This window comes from Bacillus sp. 2D03, assembly GCF_003946765.1.
In the GTDB taxonomy this organism is placed as follows: Bacteria; Bacillota; Bacilli; order Bacillales; family Bacillaceae_G; genus Bacillus_A; species Bacillus_A cereus.
The window spans coordinates 32,938-49,129 of record NZ_RPSJ01000004.1 but is presented as its reverse complement, the minus strand read 5'-3'; the positions used below and the strand labels follow the sequence as shown (position 1 = coordinate 49,129).

Genomic DNA, 16,192 nt, shown 5'->3' with positions numbered 1-16,192 from the left:
CCTAATTAAATATAAGTTAAATGAATAGGAGGAAAAATTAATAAATGGTAGTAAATTTATTATAATACAAAATGAATAAAACATGTAATTTCAAGTGGTATAGTAGAAAAGATGGTTGTTATGTTAACGTATACATATCGTCCTTTAAATTATAAATCTTTCATAAAGCGGAGAGTGGGTATCAAGAATGGAATTACGTCATTTAGAGTATTTTATTCAAGTTTGTAATAATAATAGTTTTACTAAAGCTGCGGAAGTTCTAGGTATTTCACAGCCGACTTTAAGTCAACAAATCCGTGTGTTAGAAGGTGAACTTGATACACCCTTGTTTCATCGAGTTGGAAGAGGTATCAAAATGACAGAAGCGGGTAAGCTGCTATTTGATAAAGGAAAATTTATCATGCAACAATTTGATGACGTTTATAATGAAATTTTTGAATTAAAGGGTGTAAAAAGAGGTGTAATTACTGTAGGAGGTTTATTAGAGGATCTCACTTATTTAACACCTTATATTATGAAGTTTCAACAACATTATCCCAACATCGTAGTAAAGATTATAGAATCTGAAGTTGCTGTAAATCAAATCGTTGACAAAAATATTGATTTCGGGATTACACGTAGTGCTCAAATTCCAGACACATTAACAAACACCCTTTTGTATAGTGAAGAGCTCGTCCTTGTCATTCCAAAAAATCATCCTTTGCATGAAAAATCATTTGTTTCTTTTCGAGAATTAGTAGGGCTGAGTAGAATAATGGTTTCATGTAGTTGTCGTGAATCTATTAAGATATATTGTGAGAGTTTAGGGTTATCTTTATCTGAAGCAAATATAGAAACAAAATCTTCTATTTCTCTATTGAGCCTTGTATACAGTGGACATGGGGTTGCCATAATACCTCTTTCACTGGTTAACTTTGTTAATAATGATACTTTGAGCATAGTTCGTATTACTGACCCAACACCAAGCCAAGATATTAATCTTATTCACTTTGATGATAAATTTTTAAGTTTTGCAGCACGTATCTTTATGCAGAAATTAAATGATTCGCAAAAAGTATCAGTGTAATAGAAATAATAATGATTCTAGTGTAACAATTGAAAAATTAAGATCTATATTAAAGTCAAAGGGCAGTGGATTTATATGTGTGGTGTAGTCGATCAAGAGGGGGATACCATTGACTTTTAATTAAGGAAAAAAGGACAGACTTTGCAAGGAGAGAAGGCTATCAAAAACAAGTTAAGTTAATCAATCAATTCTTCGGTCTTATCGCATAGTAACAGATTCCATGTAGGGATATACAATGTTATTTCGAATCTACATACCCTTATTGCAGAAAGAAAACCACCGGCATTATACCGGTGGTTTTGACTTAGAAAGCAAAGCAAGTACAACCGATACCCCATGTAGTTCCATCTTTTCCTATTACGGTATGAGTGTGTTGATGGAGAGGGTTACTGCAACTATGTAACTTGTTATCATGGGAATCGTGGGAAAGTATAGTGTTGGCTAGGTTAGCACCACCATAACCGTAAATGCCCGTCGGTGACCAATCAGGTGATGCTGGCGGAAATTCAGGTGATAAATTTTTAAATTCATCATTTCCATAAGCAACCTGTCCACCCATAATGGTGAGTAATGATTCAAGGTTTTTGATTTCTTCTTCTGGCACAGTAAAGTAGTCAGCAGACAATACAGCAATATCAGCAAACTGACCTACTGCCAGGGTTCCTTTTTTACCTTCATCACCAGAGAACCACGCACTTCCTTTTGAATATAATTCCAGGGCTACTTTTCTATCAAGTTTATTTTTTTCATCGTATATGGAAAGCCCACCAATGGTTTTTCCAGCAACCATCCAGTAAAGAGCAACCCAAGGGTTATAGCTGGAAACCCTGGTTGCATCACTACCGGCGCCAACAGGTATACCAAGGTCTAACATACGATAAATCGGAGGAGTACGCTTTGCAGCTTCCTTTCCGTATAAATTAACAAAGTATTCACCTTGAAAAGCCATGCGGTCTTGGATGGCAATACCGCCATTTAAAGCTATTTCTTTGAAATACATTTATGCATTTTGTTTACTAAGATCGCGCTGAGCTCCCATATAGCTTCCAATTATATTTTGATAGCCTGGAAGATTGCTAGCAAGCAAATTGCCAAAACCTTCGACATCGTTGCGCCAATCGCGTTGTAATTCGCAAGCTACGCTAAACCAGTTCATAAGTTGCACACCACTATGTGCCATACGAGTATTGGCAGCATCTGCAACTTGTTTACTGAAAGTTCCTGAAGCATCAGTAACAGCAAATACTTCATATCCAGCTTTTATAGCGGAAAGTGCCGGGAAAGCAACACAAACGTCCGTAACTACGCCTGCGATGATAAGTTGTTTTTTTCCAGTGTCTTCGATTGTTTTTACAAAATCATCATTATCCCATGCGTTAATTTGTCCAGGTCGAGCTATTTTTGGTGCATGAGGAAAGAGATCAACCAATTCTTGCATTAAAGGTCCATTAGGCCCGTTTTCAAAACTTGTTGTTAAAATAACTGGTAAATCAAAAAACTTAGCAGTATGAGCAAGAGCTAAAACATTGTTCTTGAATTCATCAACACCATAGTCACGTACTAGTCCAGACATAAGACCAGTTTGATGATCTACTAAAAGCACGACAGCATCATCTTTGTTAATACGAGAATAGAGATCAGTCATTATGTATTCCTCCTAAAAATTAAGTAATCGAAGAAAGTTTTATTATAAGTTTCTTCGTTTATAACTAAGCTGACCAATAATATTGGTTATAGCAGCATTCACAGAACATGAAGTGCTATACAAATTTATAGTATTTGAAAATTGATTCGTTAATCAATTCTAAAATATCTATAATTTGTATAGGTCGTAACTATAGTTGTTTTCACTATAAAATAGATTGGTTTTACCTATACATCCTATAGATAGAACAATATTGATAGTCACCTATTTTTGTTATTATAATTGAATATGAGGAATGTTCAGAAATTATCTTATGATGAAAAAGGTATTAGAGGGGGAATTGTCCAAAAGGAGAAAATGAATTCTTTGGAATAATAGAGTTTCATAACTTAGAGTTCACAACATAAACGTGCATGAATAGGTTATGAGATTCATCTGGATTATTGAAGAAAAGGATATATATTAGAATATTTTTTGGAGGTAGAAGCATGGCTAAAATTACTGTAGGAACTGAAAATCAAGAACCAATTGAGATATATTATGAGGATCATGGCACAGGAAAACCAGTTGTACTCATTCATGGTTGGCCGTTAAGTGGTCGATCTTGGGAATACCAAGTTCCAGCTCTTGTTGAGGCTGGATACAGAGTTATAACATATGATCGTCGAGGATTTGGAAAATCATCTCAGCCATGGGAAGGGTATGAATATGATACCTTTACTTCTGATTTACATCAACTATTAGAACATTTAGAGCTTCAAAATGTCACACTTGTTGGTTTTTCTATGGGTGGAGGCGAAGTAGCCCGGTATATTAGTACGTATGGAACAAATCGTATTGAAAAGGCTGTTTTTGCTGGAGCAGTTCCTCCATATTTATACAAATCAGAGGATCATCCTGAAGGGGCATTAGATGATGCAACAATTGAAGCATTCAAAAGTGGTGTGATTAATGACCGACTTGCATTTCTTGATGAATTTACTAAGGGATTTTTCGCGGCTGGTAATCGAACAGATTTAGTTAGTGAGCCATTCCGTTTATATAATTGGAATATTGCAGCCAGTGCATCACCTAAAGGAACGCTTGATTGTATTACTGCCTTTAGTAAGACAGATTTTAGAAAAGACTTGGAGAAGTTTAATATACCTACTCTTATTATTCATGGTGATTCAGATGCAACTGTACCATTTGAATATAGTGGGAAATTAACACATGAAGCAATTCCTAATTCTAAAGTAACGTTAATAAAGGGTGGTCCACATGGGCTAAATGCAACGCATGCCAAAGAATTTAATGAAGCACTCCTATCATTTTTAAAGGACTAATTACAACTATATAATTGTTAATTGATAAATTATAAACAAGTAAAAATAAATCTAAAAAAAGATGCTCTTGGATAAATCCAGGAGCATTTTTTAAATGGTGATATTGAGATGTTAGGTTGATAAATCTCCATTAATTTTGGATTGAATACTCTTCTTAACAGCTAAAATATATTGATTAGAGTTTTTTAGATTTCTTAGAAGTATTGTTATATTACTATCAAGATAATATTTTGAATAATCCTCAAAACAAAGAAATATACATTTTTTTGAGGAAGAAATATCTTGTCAGAAAACAATAAAATCTTATTAATTTTTATAATTGGTAGAATTTTTGTGGAAATAATTCTCTTAATATATTAAAATAACATCGTATTATGTCAGATTTTAATTAGGGGAGAGAAATTTTATGTTGAAAAAAATCATTCCAGTTGCTTTAGCATTAAGTACAGTTACTTTTACTAGTGTATTTGCTATGCCTTCAGCCCAAGCAAGTACAGAACCAAACCGCTACATAGATGTACAAATGCTCGGTATTAACGATTTTCATGGGCAACTAGACACTGTAAAAAAAATTAACAATAAAGATGCAGGGGGAATTGAGTACTTAGGGGCTTATTTACGTGATCGTGAAAAACAAAATCCGAATACATTAAAGGTACATGCTGGAGATGTTGTTGGAGCAAGTACTCCTGTTTCAGCATTATTACAAGACGAACCTACGATTGAATTTCTAAATGATTTGAAATTCGATGTTGGAACGATAGGAAATCATGAATTTGATGAAGGTGTTGAAGAAATGAACCGCCTTATTTATGGTGGATACCATGAGAAAACAGGAAATTTTAAAGGAGCAAAATTCCCATATGTTGCTGCAAATTTCTATAATAAATCCACCGGTCGTTTATTTTTACCACCATTCACTATAAAAAAGGTACAAGGAGTTCCTGTTGGATTTATCGGAGTCGTAACAACGGATGTTCCTAACCTTGTTATGCCTACTATGCTAAAGAATGTAGAAATTACAGATGAAGTTGAAGCTATTAACAAATCCGTAAAGCAATTAAAAAAACTAGGCGTTAAATCTATCGTTGTTCTTGCACATAACGGAGGTATAACAGATGGGGACGGCGTAACAAATGGTGATATCGTCCGATTAGCAAATGAGACTGATCCAGAAGTCGATGTTATTTTTGGTGGCCATAGCCACACTTATGTAAATGGAACTGTTAATAATAAACTTGTCGTACAAGCAAATTCATATGGTATGGCTTTTGCTGATGTTGATGTAAAGATTGATCGTAAAACACAAGATATTGTTGAGAAAAAAGCAGAAATTGTTACAACTTATCATGAAGGCATAGAGCCTGATAAAAAAATAAAGAAGAAGATGGAGAAATATCAAGCAAAAATCGCACCTCTTGTTAATGAAGTTGTAGGTAAGTCTATTGCGCCACTAGATCGCAAACTCAATACGGCTGGTGAATCTACTCTTGGAAATTTAGTTGCTGATGCCCAGCGTACAACAATGCAATCCCAAATTGCACTTATGAATCCTGGTGGTATTCGTAATGACTTAGATGCTGGTGATATTACATGGGGAGAGATATATGGTATTCAACCATTCGGAAATCAATTAATAAAAGTAAATTTAACAGGTCAAGACATTCGTGATATTTTAAATCAACAATGGCAAAAAGACATAACAAGAATGCTTCAAATTTCAGGAATCCAATACACTTGGGATGCGAACAAGCCCAATGGAGAAAAAGTAACAAGTATTCGCTTAACGAATGGAGAAGAAATTATTCCTTCTAAAACTTACAGCGTCGTCGCTAACGCATTTCTAGCTTCAGGGGGAGATGGATTTATATCCTTTAAAAACGGTAAAGATGCTGAAACAGGACCAACTGATTTTGAAGCATTAGTAGATTATATAAAAAAATCAAAAGAACCAATTCAGTCTATTATTGATGGAAGAATTCAAAAGATAAATTAGGTTTTTATTAATCTCAAAAACAAATAGATTACCTGTGCACTGTACTTTTTCGTGTGCAGGTAATCTATTTTTTTGATTTGAAATAGTCTAACTGTGGCCAATGGGTATACCGTCTAGATGCAGAGTGCCGAAAAAAATGAAGTGAACAAAAAATAACCCCTAAATTAACTCTATGATAAAGAGACTACAAACAATCAAAATTTGGAACTTCATATTAACCATATATTAACTACGTTAATAATACATACTGAAATTGAATACTTTAGATAACATCATTTATAACGAATATCTGTACATTATAATGTTATGCAATGAGGAATTTACAATACAATGAATTGAAGCTTATTTAGTTTTATATTCGTATAAGTGAATTAAGAATTTCTTAAGAACCTATTAAGAAATAAGTGAGTTTTAGGAACTAAAATAAATGTATCTTAACAGTAATAAGAAAATGAATGTTTTAAACGGAAGTTGGCAGAGTATGTCAAAAAGCTATAAGTAAATATTTCAGGAGGTTTTTTATGAAAAAGAAAATAATGATTGCAATTGTTGCTTCTGCTATAACAATGACTCATTTTGTAGGAAATACTTATGCAGATTCGAAAACAGAGGTTTCTGTTACAGCTCCCTATAATACAAATCAAATAGCGAAATGGTTAGAAGCACATGCAAAGCCTTTAAAAACAACTAATCCAACTGCATCTCTTAATGATTTGAAACCATTTAAGGATATGGTAGGTTCAGCTTCAATTGTAGGTTTAGGTGAAGCTACGCATGGGGCTCATGAAGTTTTTACGATGAAACACCGCATTGTTAAGTATTTAGTATCTGAAAAGGGCTTTACCAATCTAGTTTTAGAAGAGGGATGGGACAGGGCCTTGGAACTTGATCGATATGTTCTTACTGGTAAGGGAAACCCAAGCCAACATCTAACACCTGTATTTAAGACGAAAGAAATGCTAGATTTACTTGATTGGATTCGGCAATATAATGCTAATCCAAAACATAAATCGAAAGTACGTGTCATCGGGATGGACATTCAATCAGTAAACGAAAATGTTTATAATAATATAATAGAATATATTAAAGCGAACAATTCAAAACTGTTGCCTAGAGTAGAAGAGAAGATAAAAGGGCTTATTCCTGTAACAAAGGATATGAATACTTTTGAAAGCCTTACGAAAGAAGAAAAAGAAAAGTATGTTTTAGATGCTAAACAAATTAGTGCTTTATTAGAGGAAAATAAAAGTCATTTAAATGGGAAATCTAAAGAGTTCGTATGGATAAAGCAAAATGCTCGTATTATTGAACAGTTTACTACAATGTTAGCGACACCTCCTGATAAACCAGCGGATTTTTATTTGAAACATGATATTGCAATGTATGAAAATGCGAAGTGGACTGAAGAACATTTAGGAAAAACCATTGTATGGGGACATAATGGACACGTTTCGAAAACAAATATGCTTTCTTTTATATACCCTAAAGTAGCAGGGCAGCATTTAGCAGAATATTACGGAAAACGGTACGTATCTATTGGAACGTCAGTTTATGAAGGACAATACAATGTGAAGAATAGCAATGGTGAATTTGGCCCCTATGGAACATTAAAATCGGATGATCCAAACAGTTATAACTACATTTTTGGACAGGTCAAAAAAGATCAATTTTTTATTGATTTACGTAAGGCGAACGGCGTGACAAAAACTTGGTTAAACGAACAACATCCAATTTTCGCTGGAATAACTACCGAAGGGCCTGATATACCAAAAACTGTTGATATATCATTAGGTAAAGCGTTTGATATACTTGTTCAAATTCAAAAAGTGAGTCCATCTCAAGTACATCAATAAATTTAGAATCATGTGCCTTAATGACAAATTTCATAGTGTGTCATATAACACAATGAAATTTGTTTTATATAACAAGAAGAATAATCGCATTAGAAAAAATCAGCAGTTTAACCTGTTAAGAGTAAAACGAATCTTACAATATGTAAAGCGCAAAAACACTGAAGCGAAAAGCATCGGTGTTTTTTGCGCTTTCGGGCACAGATGCTACTTCAATCCTATTGTAGAAGTGATTTTGTATGTAAGGAATTTGTAAGGAATAGGTAAGAAAAAAGAGATTTTCATTGTGTAGGATAAAAATATAAGGAGGCATGAAGGGGGGAACAAGTACGGCCTACATATAAAACAAATAATCAGTAACAAGAGTGTTTTAAGGAAAAGAAGTAATTTCTATGGTTAATATGTATGTGGAAAAAGAGTGATTTAGAGATTGTTAGAACACAATGGTGTTTGTGAAAATAATGATTAGTACGTTGATTGTAAATTCAGTGTTGACTTTTATCATTAGGAGAGTTGATAGCTGTGTGGTTAGTATATGAGACAGCTATCAGCCATCAATACAATTTAAATAGAAGAGAGGAATTCTTTATGAAAACACGCAGTAAAATTACATGTGCAAGTCTAGCACTTTTAATAGGTGGAAGTTCCCTGTTATACATAACACCAACATTAATTATAAAAGCAGAACCTACGCAAAATGTATCTAGTTCGTTACAAACAAGTACGCAAAGCGATCGTACTTCCGTTAAGAAAGCAATGCGAGATGAACTGCAACTTGGATACCCGGGAATACTCGCTAAAATTTCTAAGGGGGGTAAAACTTGGAGTTATACAGCTGGGGTAGCGGATCTGAAAACTAAGAAACCAATGAAAGCAGATTTTCGCTTTCGCATTGGCAGTGTGACGAAAACGTTCATTGCAACAGTTCTACTTCAATTATCTGGAGAGAACCGTTTGAATCTAGACGACTCCATTGAAAAATGGTTACCTGGTGTTATTCAAGGAAACGGATATGATGGTAACCAGATTACGATCCGGCAAATATTGAATCATACAAGTGGTATTGCTGACTATATAAATTCAAAAGACTTTGATATTACGGATATAAAAAAATCGTATACGGCTGAAGAATTTGTAAAGATGGGGATTTCACTTCCCCCAGACTTTGCTCCAGGAAAGGGTTGGTCTTATTCAAATACAGGATATGTAATACTAGGAATCCTTATTGAAAAAGTAACAGGAAACAGCTATGCGGAAGAGGTTGAAAATCGGATTATTGAACCGCTTGATTTGTCAAATACATTTCTACCTGGTAATTCAAGCGTGATTCCAGGCACCAAGCATGCCCGTGGCTATTTGCAACTAGACGGAGCGAGTGAGCTAAAAGATGTTACTTATATTAACCCAGGTAGCTCGGATGGAGATGTGATTTCTACTGCTGACGACTTAAACAAATTCTTCTCTTGCTTACTAGGTGGCAAATTACTGAAGGAACAGCAGTTAAAACAAATGCTTACTACAGTTCCTACAAATAGAGAGGGAACCGGATATGGTCTTGGAATACTTGAAATTAAGCTTCCGAACGGTGTCTCGGTATGGGGACACAGGGGGGCCGTTCCAGGGTTTTCCACTTTTGCTGGTGGAACACTTGGAGGTAAACATACACTCGCTATCAATTCGAACAGTTTAAACCTTAATAACCCGGAAGTTTTTAAAAACATTTTACTTGCTGAATTTAGAAAGTAGGAAAAACGGATAAATTTTTTCATTTGTAATTTCCATCGGAATGGATTACCGCTTGAAAGAGTATAGAGGGATTAAGTATCTATAATTGTGTAGGAGGAGCATTTGCAAAATTAGAAATTGAAATAGATTCAACCATTAAAGATAATATTAGCGGGAAAAAATTGAGGGACATTAAGGATTTTGTGAAGAAGACTTCAAAAATGAACTGAAATCTAATAAACAACGTAAAAGCTAAAAGATTTTCACTGTGAGAACATCTCAAAATATTAAATTGATGGTAACTTTGTTGTAGCTCTTTAAACATACCTATATTAAAACCCAAATATCTCAGCATTAAATTGAGAAATTTGGGTTTTTCTAAAGGAATCAATTTTTTAAAAAATTTTTAGAAATTTAAAGATAAAGTATTGTATACATGTAAGTATGATTAAAAATGAAAAGTTGTAAATGCTAAATTTAATTAAATATGCCTTACTCTCTTTAACGTTGGCCTGAATGAATAGTTTATAGGAGATTACACTGGCTAAAGATGCGATAATTGTTCCAAGTCCTCCAATATTTACTCCTAGTAATAAAGCTTTCCAATCAGAAGTAAAGTTTGATAGAAGAATTGAAGTAGGAAAATTGCTAATCAATTGACTCAAAAATATGGAACTAAAGAAGACTGAAGTATCTCCTCTTAAATTAGCGCGAGCAAATGTCCCCAGTGCATCGGAATGGGAAATGTTTCCGATAAAAATAAAAAAACAGACAAAGGTTATTAGAAGAAAGTAATCGATCTTAAATAGTAAGTTTCTATCTAACGTAAATGCTGCTATCAGTGTGACTATTAGCGCAATGTAATAATTAATGACACCAAAAATAGATGCAATGATAGTGATAAGTATCAAAATCCAGACGGTAGCTTTTTTTCGATTTTTCACGGTAATAACAGGTAGTTCTATTTTCAAATCTGTTTTTTGAAGTTTTTGAGTAAATATAAATAATAAACTAATTCCAAGTACAGCTAAAAGCAGAATTGAACCTAAAAATGGGATGAGCTTAATTCCATAGTAAGAATATAGGTATAAATTTTGTGGGTTTCCCATAGGCATCAAGCTACTACCGATGTTTGCTGCAATTGTCTGCAGGATGATTGTATCCATCATGTTCATTTGTGTTTTTTTACTAATGACAAGTGTTATTGGTACAAAAGTGAGGAGAGCAACATCATTTGTTACAAACATGGAGCAAATAAAGCATAACAAAATTAGAATAATAGATATTGACCTGCTGTTATTGCATTTATTTAAAATCACAACGGCAAGTTTGTCTAATATCTTTAGCTGTTCCAAGGCCTTAATGGCTACCAGCAGATTAAATAAACTAATTAACACTTCAAAGTTAATATATTCGATCTTTGGCGAATGTATTAAGCAACTGACAATTGCTAGTATAAGTGAAATGGTAAGTACTAAATCCTTTTTTAAAAATTCGAATTTCATAAGGAGTCTTTTTTTATTTTGAACAAATACTATTTCTTTCACAATACACCACCTGTAATTTATGTTAGTAAATATATGTTTTTTGGGATAACTCGATATTGCTAGAAAAGAGGATGAAATAAGGTCCTAAATAAGAGTTTTGTAATGTTTCATCCCTTCAACAAAATCCTTTTTTTCTTAGTGTCTTTCATGTTGTAAATATGTGCAATATAGACGAATCCAACTAGGGGGATTAATTGAGAAAACAAATGTTTTTTGTATGATACCATAAATAAATTAAATGTTTTATTTTTTAAATATTCCTATAATATTCCGTTGATTCTTGATTTCAAATAATTTATATGAACTTCTAAAAGAGAAAAAGTATGCATGTTTATATGAAGAAAATAGAGGCTTGTCAAAGGTTAGGTAGAACAGCATCTGCGACGTTTGGATACTGTATAAAATTCACAAAATCTCACTGTTTTTTTAGATGAAAAATCTTAAAAAATTTTTTGTTTTTATAAAAATCTGTACTTTTTCGTAACATTCTGTACTTTTAATTATAAATTAAAGACAAGCTTCTCTTAGTTGAAGATTGAAAGCGCTTCATAGTTTTTCTATAAATTTTTTATCTAGCCTATTTTTGAGATTAGTAGTGAGAAAGGAGATACTTTCATGTTCTTGAGAAAATTAACAAATAACCAGTTAATCACTATTGATTTTAGGATTTAAATGTAAATCACCGGTAAACGAAACAAACATAATAGTACAACAACATTAGTGGATAAGAATATTAGTTTTACAGAAGGGAATAGAGCAACGGGTGTATAAACGTTAAGTTCTTCAAAATTTCAGCTTTACAGTTACATGTTGTGATGTTTGCTTAACAGGTCAATCCTATTAATATAGAAAACTTTTATCCTTGTTGTATTTGAATATGAAAGAGGTATTTATACCAGGAAATATAGGTGATTTTATATAGATTATGATATAAAAATTTTGGCATGGAGTGATGATATGGAAAGGTTTTTTGTAGAGTTAGTCGGATCAACAAATGATTTTTTATGGTCTAAATTGTTAATTATTATGCTTGTTATTTGCGGAATTTATTTTACATTTAAATTGAATTTTGTACAGTTTCGAATGTTAAAAGAGATGGTCCGTGTATTAATGGAGGGGAAAAGTGGTTCTAAAGATCAAATCTCTCCTTTTCAAGCGTTTTGTATTGGTATGGCAGCCCGCGTTGGAACAGGGAATATTACAGGAATTGCGATTGCAATTGCATTAGGTGGTCCTGGAGCTGTATTTTGGATGTGGATTATTTCTATTATTAGCTCGGCCTCCAGTTTTGTCGAAAGCACATTAGCACAGATATATAAAGTAAAAGATAAAACTGGTTTCCGCGGTGGTCCATCCTATTATATGGAAAAAGGGTTGAATAAACGTTGGATGGGAGTATTATTCTCTATTTTAATCACAATTACTTTTGGTCTTGTATTCAATTCAGTACAATCAAATACAGTTACAATTGCTTTTCAAAACTCATTTGGTACAGATCGTCTAACAGTTGGGATAATCATGGCCATTGCTTTCGCTGCGATTATTTTTGGTGGTGTACAACGTATTGCAAAAATGGCTGAATACAAGGTGGTATTTTTAGCAGTATTATACATTGGAGTTGCATTATTTGTTGTAGTTACCAACATATCAAAAATGCCGGAAGTTCTTTCTCTTATTGTTCAAAACGCATTTGGTTTTAAACAAATAGCAGGCGGTTCAATTGGTGCAGCACTTATGAATGGAGTTAAACGCGGTTTATTCTCAAATGAAGCTGGTATGGGAAGTGCACCAAACGTTGCCGCAACAGCAACAACAAGTCATCCGGTGAAACAAGGACTGATTCAAGCATTTGGTGTATTAACGGATACACTAATCATTTGTACTAGCACTGCCTTTATTATTTTGCTGTCTGATGCATATAAACAACCGGGGTTAAATGGTATTGCACTTACACAAGCAGCATTAAGTGAACACATAGGTCCTTGGGCATCGGGTTGTCTTGCTATCTTTGTTTTTTTATTTGGATTTGGTGCGTTAATTGGCAACTATTATTATGGTGAAACAAATATTCGCTTTTTACATACAAGTAAAGTGTGGTTAATGATATACAGAATAAGTGTGTTGGCTATGATTGTATTTGGTTCTGTTGCAAAGATTCAAATTGTATGGGATTTAGCGGACTTATTTATGGGCTTTATGGTTATTATTAATTTAATTGCTATTACCTTACTTTCAAAAGTAGCATTTGCGGCGTTACAAGATTATATAAACCAGAAAAAAGCTGGTAAAGATCCTATTTTTTATAAAGAAAACATTAAAGGGCTTGAAAATATTGAATGTTGGGATAGTTATGAGAAAACTTCAAAAAAGAAAAGTGTGTAATAAGAAGGATATTCAGACTGCAATATGTCTGAATATTTTTCTTGGTTCTAGTGCAAATATTATTGATTATAGTAAAGAAAAAATCATTCTATATAAAGTTAATAGTACGGGGGAATATGATTAAATGATAAAGGATTCTAGCGTTCAAGTTGAGGGGCAAGAAAAAGTTTGCTTAGATCAATGGGTAGCTCATTATCGAGCGTATGCAGCTAAGGGACGAAGCGCCAGTTATATTCCCGCTCTGGGGGAAATAAATGTATCGCAGTTAGGTATTTGTATAGTAAAGCCAGATGGAACAATGATAAAATCAGGAGATTGGGAGATACCTTTCACATTACAAAGTATATCAAAAGTAATCGGTTTTATAGCCGCTTGTTTAAGTCGCGGTATTTCTTATGTATTAGAACGAGTTGACGTAGAGCCAACTGGAGATGCCTTTAATTCAATTATTCGTTTAGAGATACATAAACCAGGAAAACCTTTTAATCCTATGATTAATGCTGGAGCGATTACGATAGCTTCACTTTTGCCAGGGACATCGGTGCAAGAAAAATTAGAATCTCTATACGTATTAATTGAAAAAATGATAGAGAAGCGTCCCGTTATTAATGAAATAGTATTTCAATCAGAATGGGAAACGGCTCATCGTAATAGAGCATTAGCATACTATTTAAAGGAGAATGGTTTTCTAGAATCAGATGTGGAGGAGACACTAGAGGTTTACCTAAAACAATGTTCGATTGAAATAAATACAGAAGATATTGCCTTAATAGGGCTTATACTAGCACATGATGGATATCATCCTATTCGCAAAGAACAAGTGCTCCCTAAAGAAGTAGCTAGGTTAACAAAAGCTTTAATGCTAACTTGTGGAATGTACAATGCTTCTGGAAAATTTGCTGCTTTCATTGGATTACCAGCTAAGAGTGGGGTATCCGGTGGAATTATGACACTTGTTCCCTCAAAATCTAGGAAGGATTTATCGTTCCAAGATGGATGTGGTATTGGTATTTACGGACCAGCCATTGATGAATATGGGAATAGTTTACCAGGAATTATGTTGTTAGAACATATTGCAAAAGAATGGGATTTAAGTATATTTTAAAAAGGAGCACAGATATTTTGGTGTTAGAGCGAGTCCAAAAGTGTTCAGACCTTATATTGTGTCTGAACATTTTTGAGTTATAAAGTATCTTTCTAAAGTAGAAGGGTGTAATGAATACTCACAATCTATAATGCTTTCGTTTATATCTTATTTATCAGTTTTTGAAAAAAATAGAGTAAGTATTGTATTAATGCAAATAGGTTTGTATACTGACTGTTAGGCGAAAGTGAGAAGTGATTATTTTGAATCTTAGTAATTTAGTAAAAAAAGACATCTATATTCTCGTTTTAATGATACTTACAGTACCCTTAGTAGGTGAAATAAAGTCATTTCCTTTAAATGAAACATTTAGAATGAGCTTTGGCGCACCAACATTTTTCTTTTTTTTGTTATTGTTTCGACGAATTCCAGCATTTTTACCGGGTTTTTTAACAGCGATAGTCGTGGTAGTATTTCGTATCTCAATGGATGTCATTATAAAGGGAAATATGGATTGGCTAGCCGCTTTTCATACTCACTATCCTAGTTTTTTCTTTTATTTTACTTATTCGTATCTCTTTCATTTAGCAAAAATCAAACGTTTTTATCATCAACCACTAATGATTGGTTTTATTGGTTGCATGATTGAAATACTGTCAGACTGTGTGGAATTAATGATTCAATATTTTGTATTAAAAACATCAATCACATCCGAGGCAATAAATGAGATCATTGTTATCGCATGTTCCCATAGTTTTATAGTTCTAAGCTTTTTCAATATGATGAAATTGTATGAAGCGCAATCAAGGGAGAGACACATAAAGAAACAAAATGAACACATGCTCATGCTTATCTCTAATTTATATGAAGATGCTGTTCATTTAAAAAAAACATTACAAGATGCTGAGAATATAACAAAAAAATCCTATGATTTATATAAAACCTTAGACTCTTTTGAGCACAAACAGATGGATTTTCAGTTTGGGGATTTAAGGCAACAGGCATTACAAATTGCTGGTGAGGTCCATGACGTTAAAAAGGATAACCAACGTATTTTTGCGGGACTTTCAAAACTAATTTCTGATGAAAGTTTTACAGATTATATGTCTGTACATGAACTAGTAAATATCATTATACGGGCAAATACGAAATATGCACGCTTGCTAGAGAAAGACATCCAATTTTTGTATAAAATTGATGGTGTGCATCCTCATTATCATATTTACACAATCTTATCTATTATAAATAATATCGTTACAAACGCTGTAGAAGCTATCCAAGGTATGGGAACCATCACAATTGACATTAATAAAGACCACCATTTTGTTGAATTTCAAATAGGCGATAACGGTCCTGGTATTTCTTCAAAATATAAAGATTCAATTTTTGAGCCTGGGTTTACTTCTAAATATGATGATTTAGGCAACCCATCGACAGGTATCGGATTATCGTATGTTAAAGAAATGGTCGAACAACTTGAAGGTGATGTTACGCTTGAGGACAGAACCGAAGGAAAAGGATCAATTTTTATAATTAGATTAGGGATTGATCATATAATTTCGAAAGGGTGAT

The 16,192-nt window shown here is 33.4% G+C and carries 10 protein-coding genes and 2 pseudogenes; 9 read left to right on the top strand and 3 right to left on the bottom strand.

Translation table 11 applies throughout. The annotated features are described in order from the left end of the window. Positions 1-187 precede the first annotated feature (187 nt). Positions 188-1,066 (top strand): LysR family transcriptional regulator, encoded by an 879-nt coding sequence (locus EBQ15_RS10785; RefSeq protein ID WP_000423207.1) that lies wholly within the window; start codon positions 188-190, stop codon positions 1,064-1,066. Between the two features lie 304 nt (positions 1,067-1,370). Here EBQ15_RS10785 and EBQ15_RS10780 read toward each other — a convergent pair. Next, a pseudogene (locus EBQ15_RS10780) lies at positions 1,371-2,048 on the bottom strand (amidohydrolase family protein); the annotation flags it as partial. A gap of 18 nt (positions 2,049-2,066) precedes the next feature. Continuing rightward, the gene (ycaC, locus tag EBQ15_RS10775) at positions 2,067-2,711 is read right to left on the bottom strand and encodes an isochorismate family cysteine hydrolase YcaC (RefSeq protein WP_125653113.1); all 645 of its coding nucleotides are present in this window, start codon (positions 2,709-2,711) and stop codon (positions 2,067-2,069) included. Positions 2,712-3,199: 488 nt separating this feature from the next. On the opposite strand from ycaC, the gene EBQ15_RS10770 reads away from it, so the two are divergent. The 5 genes and pseudogenes from EBQ15_RS10770 to EBQ15_RS10750 all read left to right on the top strand — a co-directional run. Beyond that, complete coding sequence (locus EBQ15_RS10770) at positions 3,200-4,036, top strand: bromoperoxidase (protein ID WP_001074326.1); 837 nt, start codon at positions 3,200-3,202, stop codon at positions 4,034-4,036. 406 nt (positions 4,037-4,442) lie between these two features. Continuing rightward, positions 4,443-6,032 carry a bifunctional metallophosphatase/5'-nucleotidase gene (locus EBQ15_RS10765; RefSeq protein ID WP_000913786.1) on the top strand — a complete coding sequence of 530 codons (1,590 nt, stop codon included), beginning with the start codon at positions 4,443-4,445 and terminating at the stop codon, positions 6,030-6,032. Between the two features lie 521 nt (positions 6,033-6,553). Then, complete coding sequence (locus EBQ15_RS10760; RefSeq protein ID WP_000727167.1) at positions 6,554-7,885, top strand: erythromycin esterase family protein; 1,332 nt, start codon at positions 6,554-6,556, stop codon at positions 7,883-7,885. A 585-nt stretch (positions 7,886-8,470) separates the two neighbouring features. Beyond that, positions 8,471-9,628 (top strand): serine hydrolase domain-containing protein, encoded by a 1,158-nt coding sequence (locus EBQ15_RS10755; protein ID WP_000857797.1) that lies wholly within the window; start codon positions 8,471-8,473, stop codon positions 9,626-9,628. A 110-nt stretch (positions 9,629-9,738) separates the two neighbouring features. Continuing rightward, positions 9,739-9,837 (top strand): annotated as a pseudogene (locus EBQ15_RS10750) (cytochrome P450); the annotation flags it as partial. Between the two features lie 165 nt (positions 9,838-10,002). On the opposite strand, the gene EBQ15_RS10745 reads toward EBQ15_RS10750, so the two are convergent. Further along, positions 10,003-11,154, bottom strand: coding sequence for an anion transporter (locus EBQ15_RS10745; RefSeq protein WP_000659272.1), 1,152 nt, complete (start codon positions 11,152-11,154; stop codon positions 10,003-10,005). Between the two features lie 957 nt (positions 11,155-12,111). Here EBQ15_RS10745 and EBQ15_RS10740 point away from each other — a divergent pair. The 3 genes from EBQ15_RS10740 to EBQ15_RS10730 all read left to right on the top strand — a co-directional run bounded on the left by EBQ15_RS10740 (position 12,112) and on the right by EBQ15_RS10730 (position 16,191). Then, positions 12,112-13,536 (top strand): alanine/glycine:cation symporter family protein, encoded by a 1,425-nt coding sequence (locus EBQ15_RS10740; RefSeq protein WP_000439283.1) that lies wholly within the window; start codon positions 12,112-12,114, stop codon positions 13,534-13,536. 124 nt (positions 13,537-13,660) lie between these two features. Beyond that, on the top strand, positions 13,661-14,641 hold the full coding sequence (glsA, locus tag EBQ15_RS10735) for a glutaminase GlsA (RefSeq protein ID WP_000588650.1): 981 nt from the start codon (positions 13,661-13,663) through the stop codon (positions 14,639-14,641). 233 nt (positions 14,642-14,874) lie between these two features. Beyond that, positions 14,875-16,191: a sensor histidine kinase gene (locus EBQ15_RS10730; protein WP_000584792.1), complete on the top strand. Its 1,317-nt coding sequence runs from the start codon at positions 14,875-14,877 to the stop codon at positions 16,189-16,191. Position 16,192 lies beyond the last annotated feature (1 nt).

What these genes read in the sequence shown, in the direction of transcription:
- EBQ15_RS10785 (WP_000423207.1), top strand. Translation starts at nt 188, where the DNA reads ATGGAATTACGTCATTTAGAGTATTTTATTCAAGTTTGTAATAATAAT.
- ycaC (WP_125653113.1), bottom strand. Translation starts at nt 2,711, where the DNA reads ATGACTGATCTCTATTCTCGTATTAACAAAGATGATGCTGTCGTGCTT.
- EBQ15_RS10770 (WP_001074326.1), top strand. Translation starts at nt 3,200, where the DNA reads ATGGCTAAAATTACTGTAGGAACTGAAAATCAAGAACCAATTGAGATA.
- EBQ15_RS10765 (WP_000913786.1), top strand. Translation starts at nt 4,443, where the DNA reads ATGTTGAAAAAAATCATTCCAGTTGCTTTAGCATTAAGTACAGTTACT.
- EBQ15_RS10760 (WP_000727167.1), top strand. Translation starts at nt 6,554, where the DNA reads ATGAAAAAGAAAATAATGATTGCAATTGTTGCTTCTGCTATAACAATG.
- EBQ15_RS10755 (WP_000857797.1), top strand. Translation starts at nt 8,471, where the DNA reads ATGAAAACACGCAGTAAAATTACATGTGCAAGTCTAGCACTTTTAATA.
- EBQ15_RS10740 (WP_000439283.1), top strand. Translation starts at nt 12,112, where the DNA reads ATGGAAAGGTTTTTTGTAGAGTTAGTCGGATCAACAAATGATTTTTTA.
- glsA (WP_000588650.1), top strand. Translation starts at nt 13,661, where the DNA reads ATGATAAAGGATTCTAGCGTTCAAGTTGAGGGGCAAGAAAAAGTTTGC.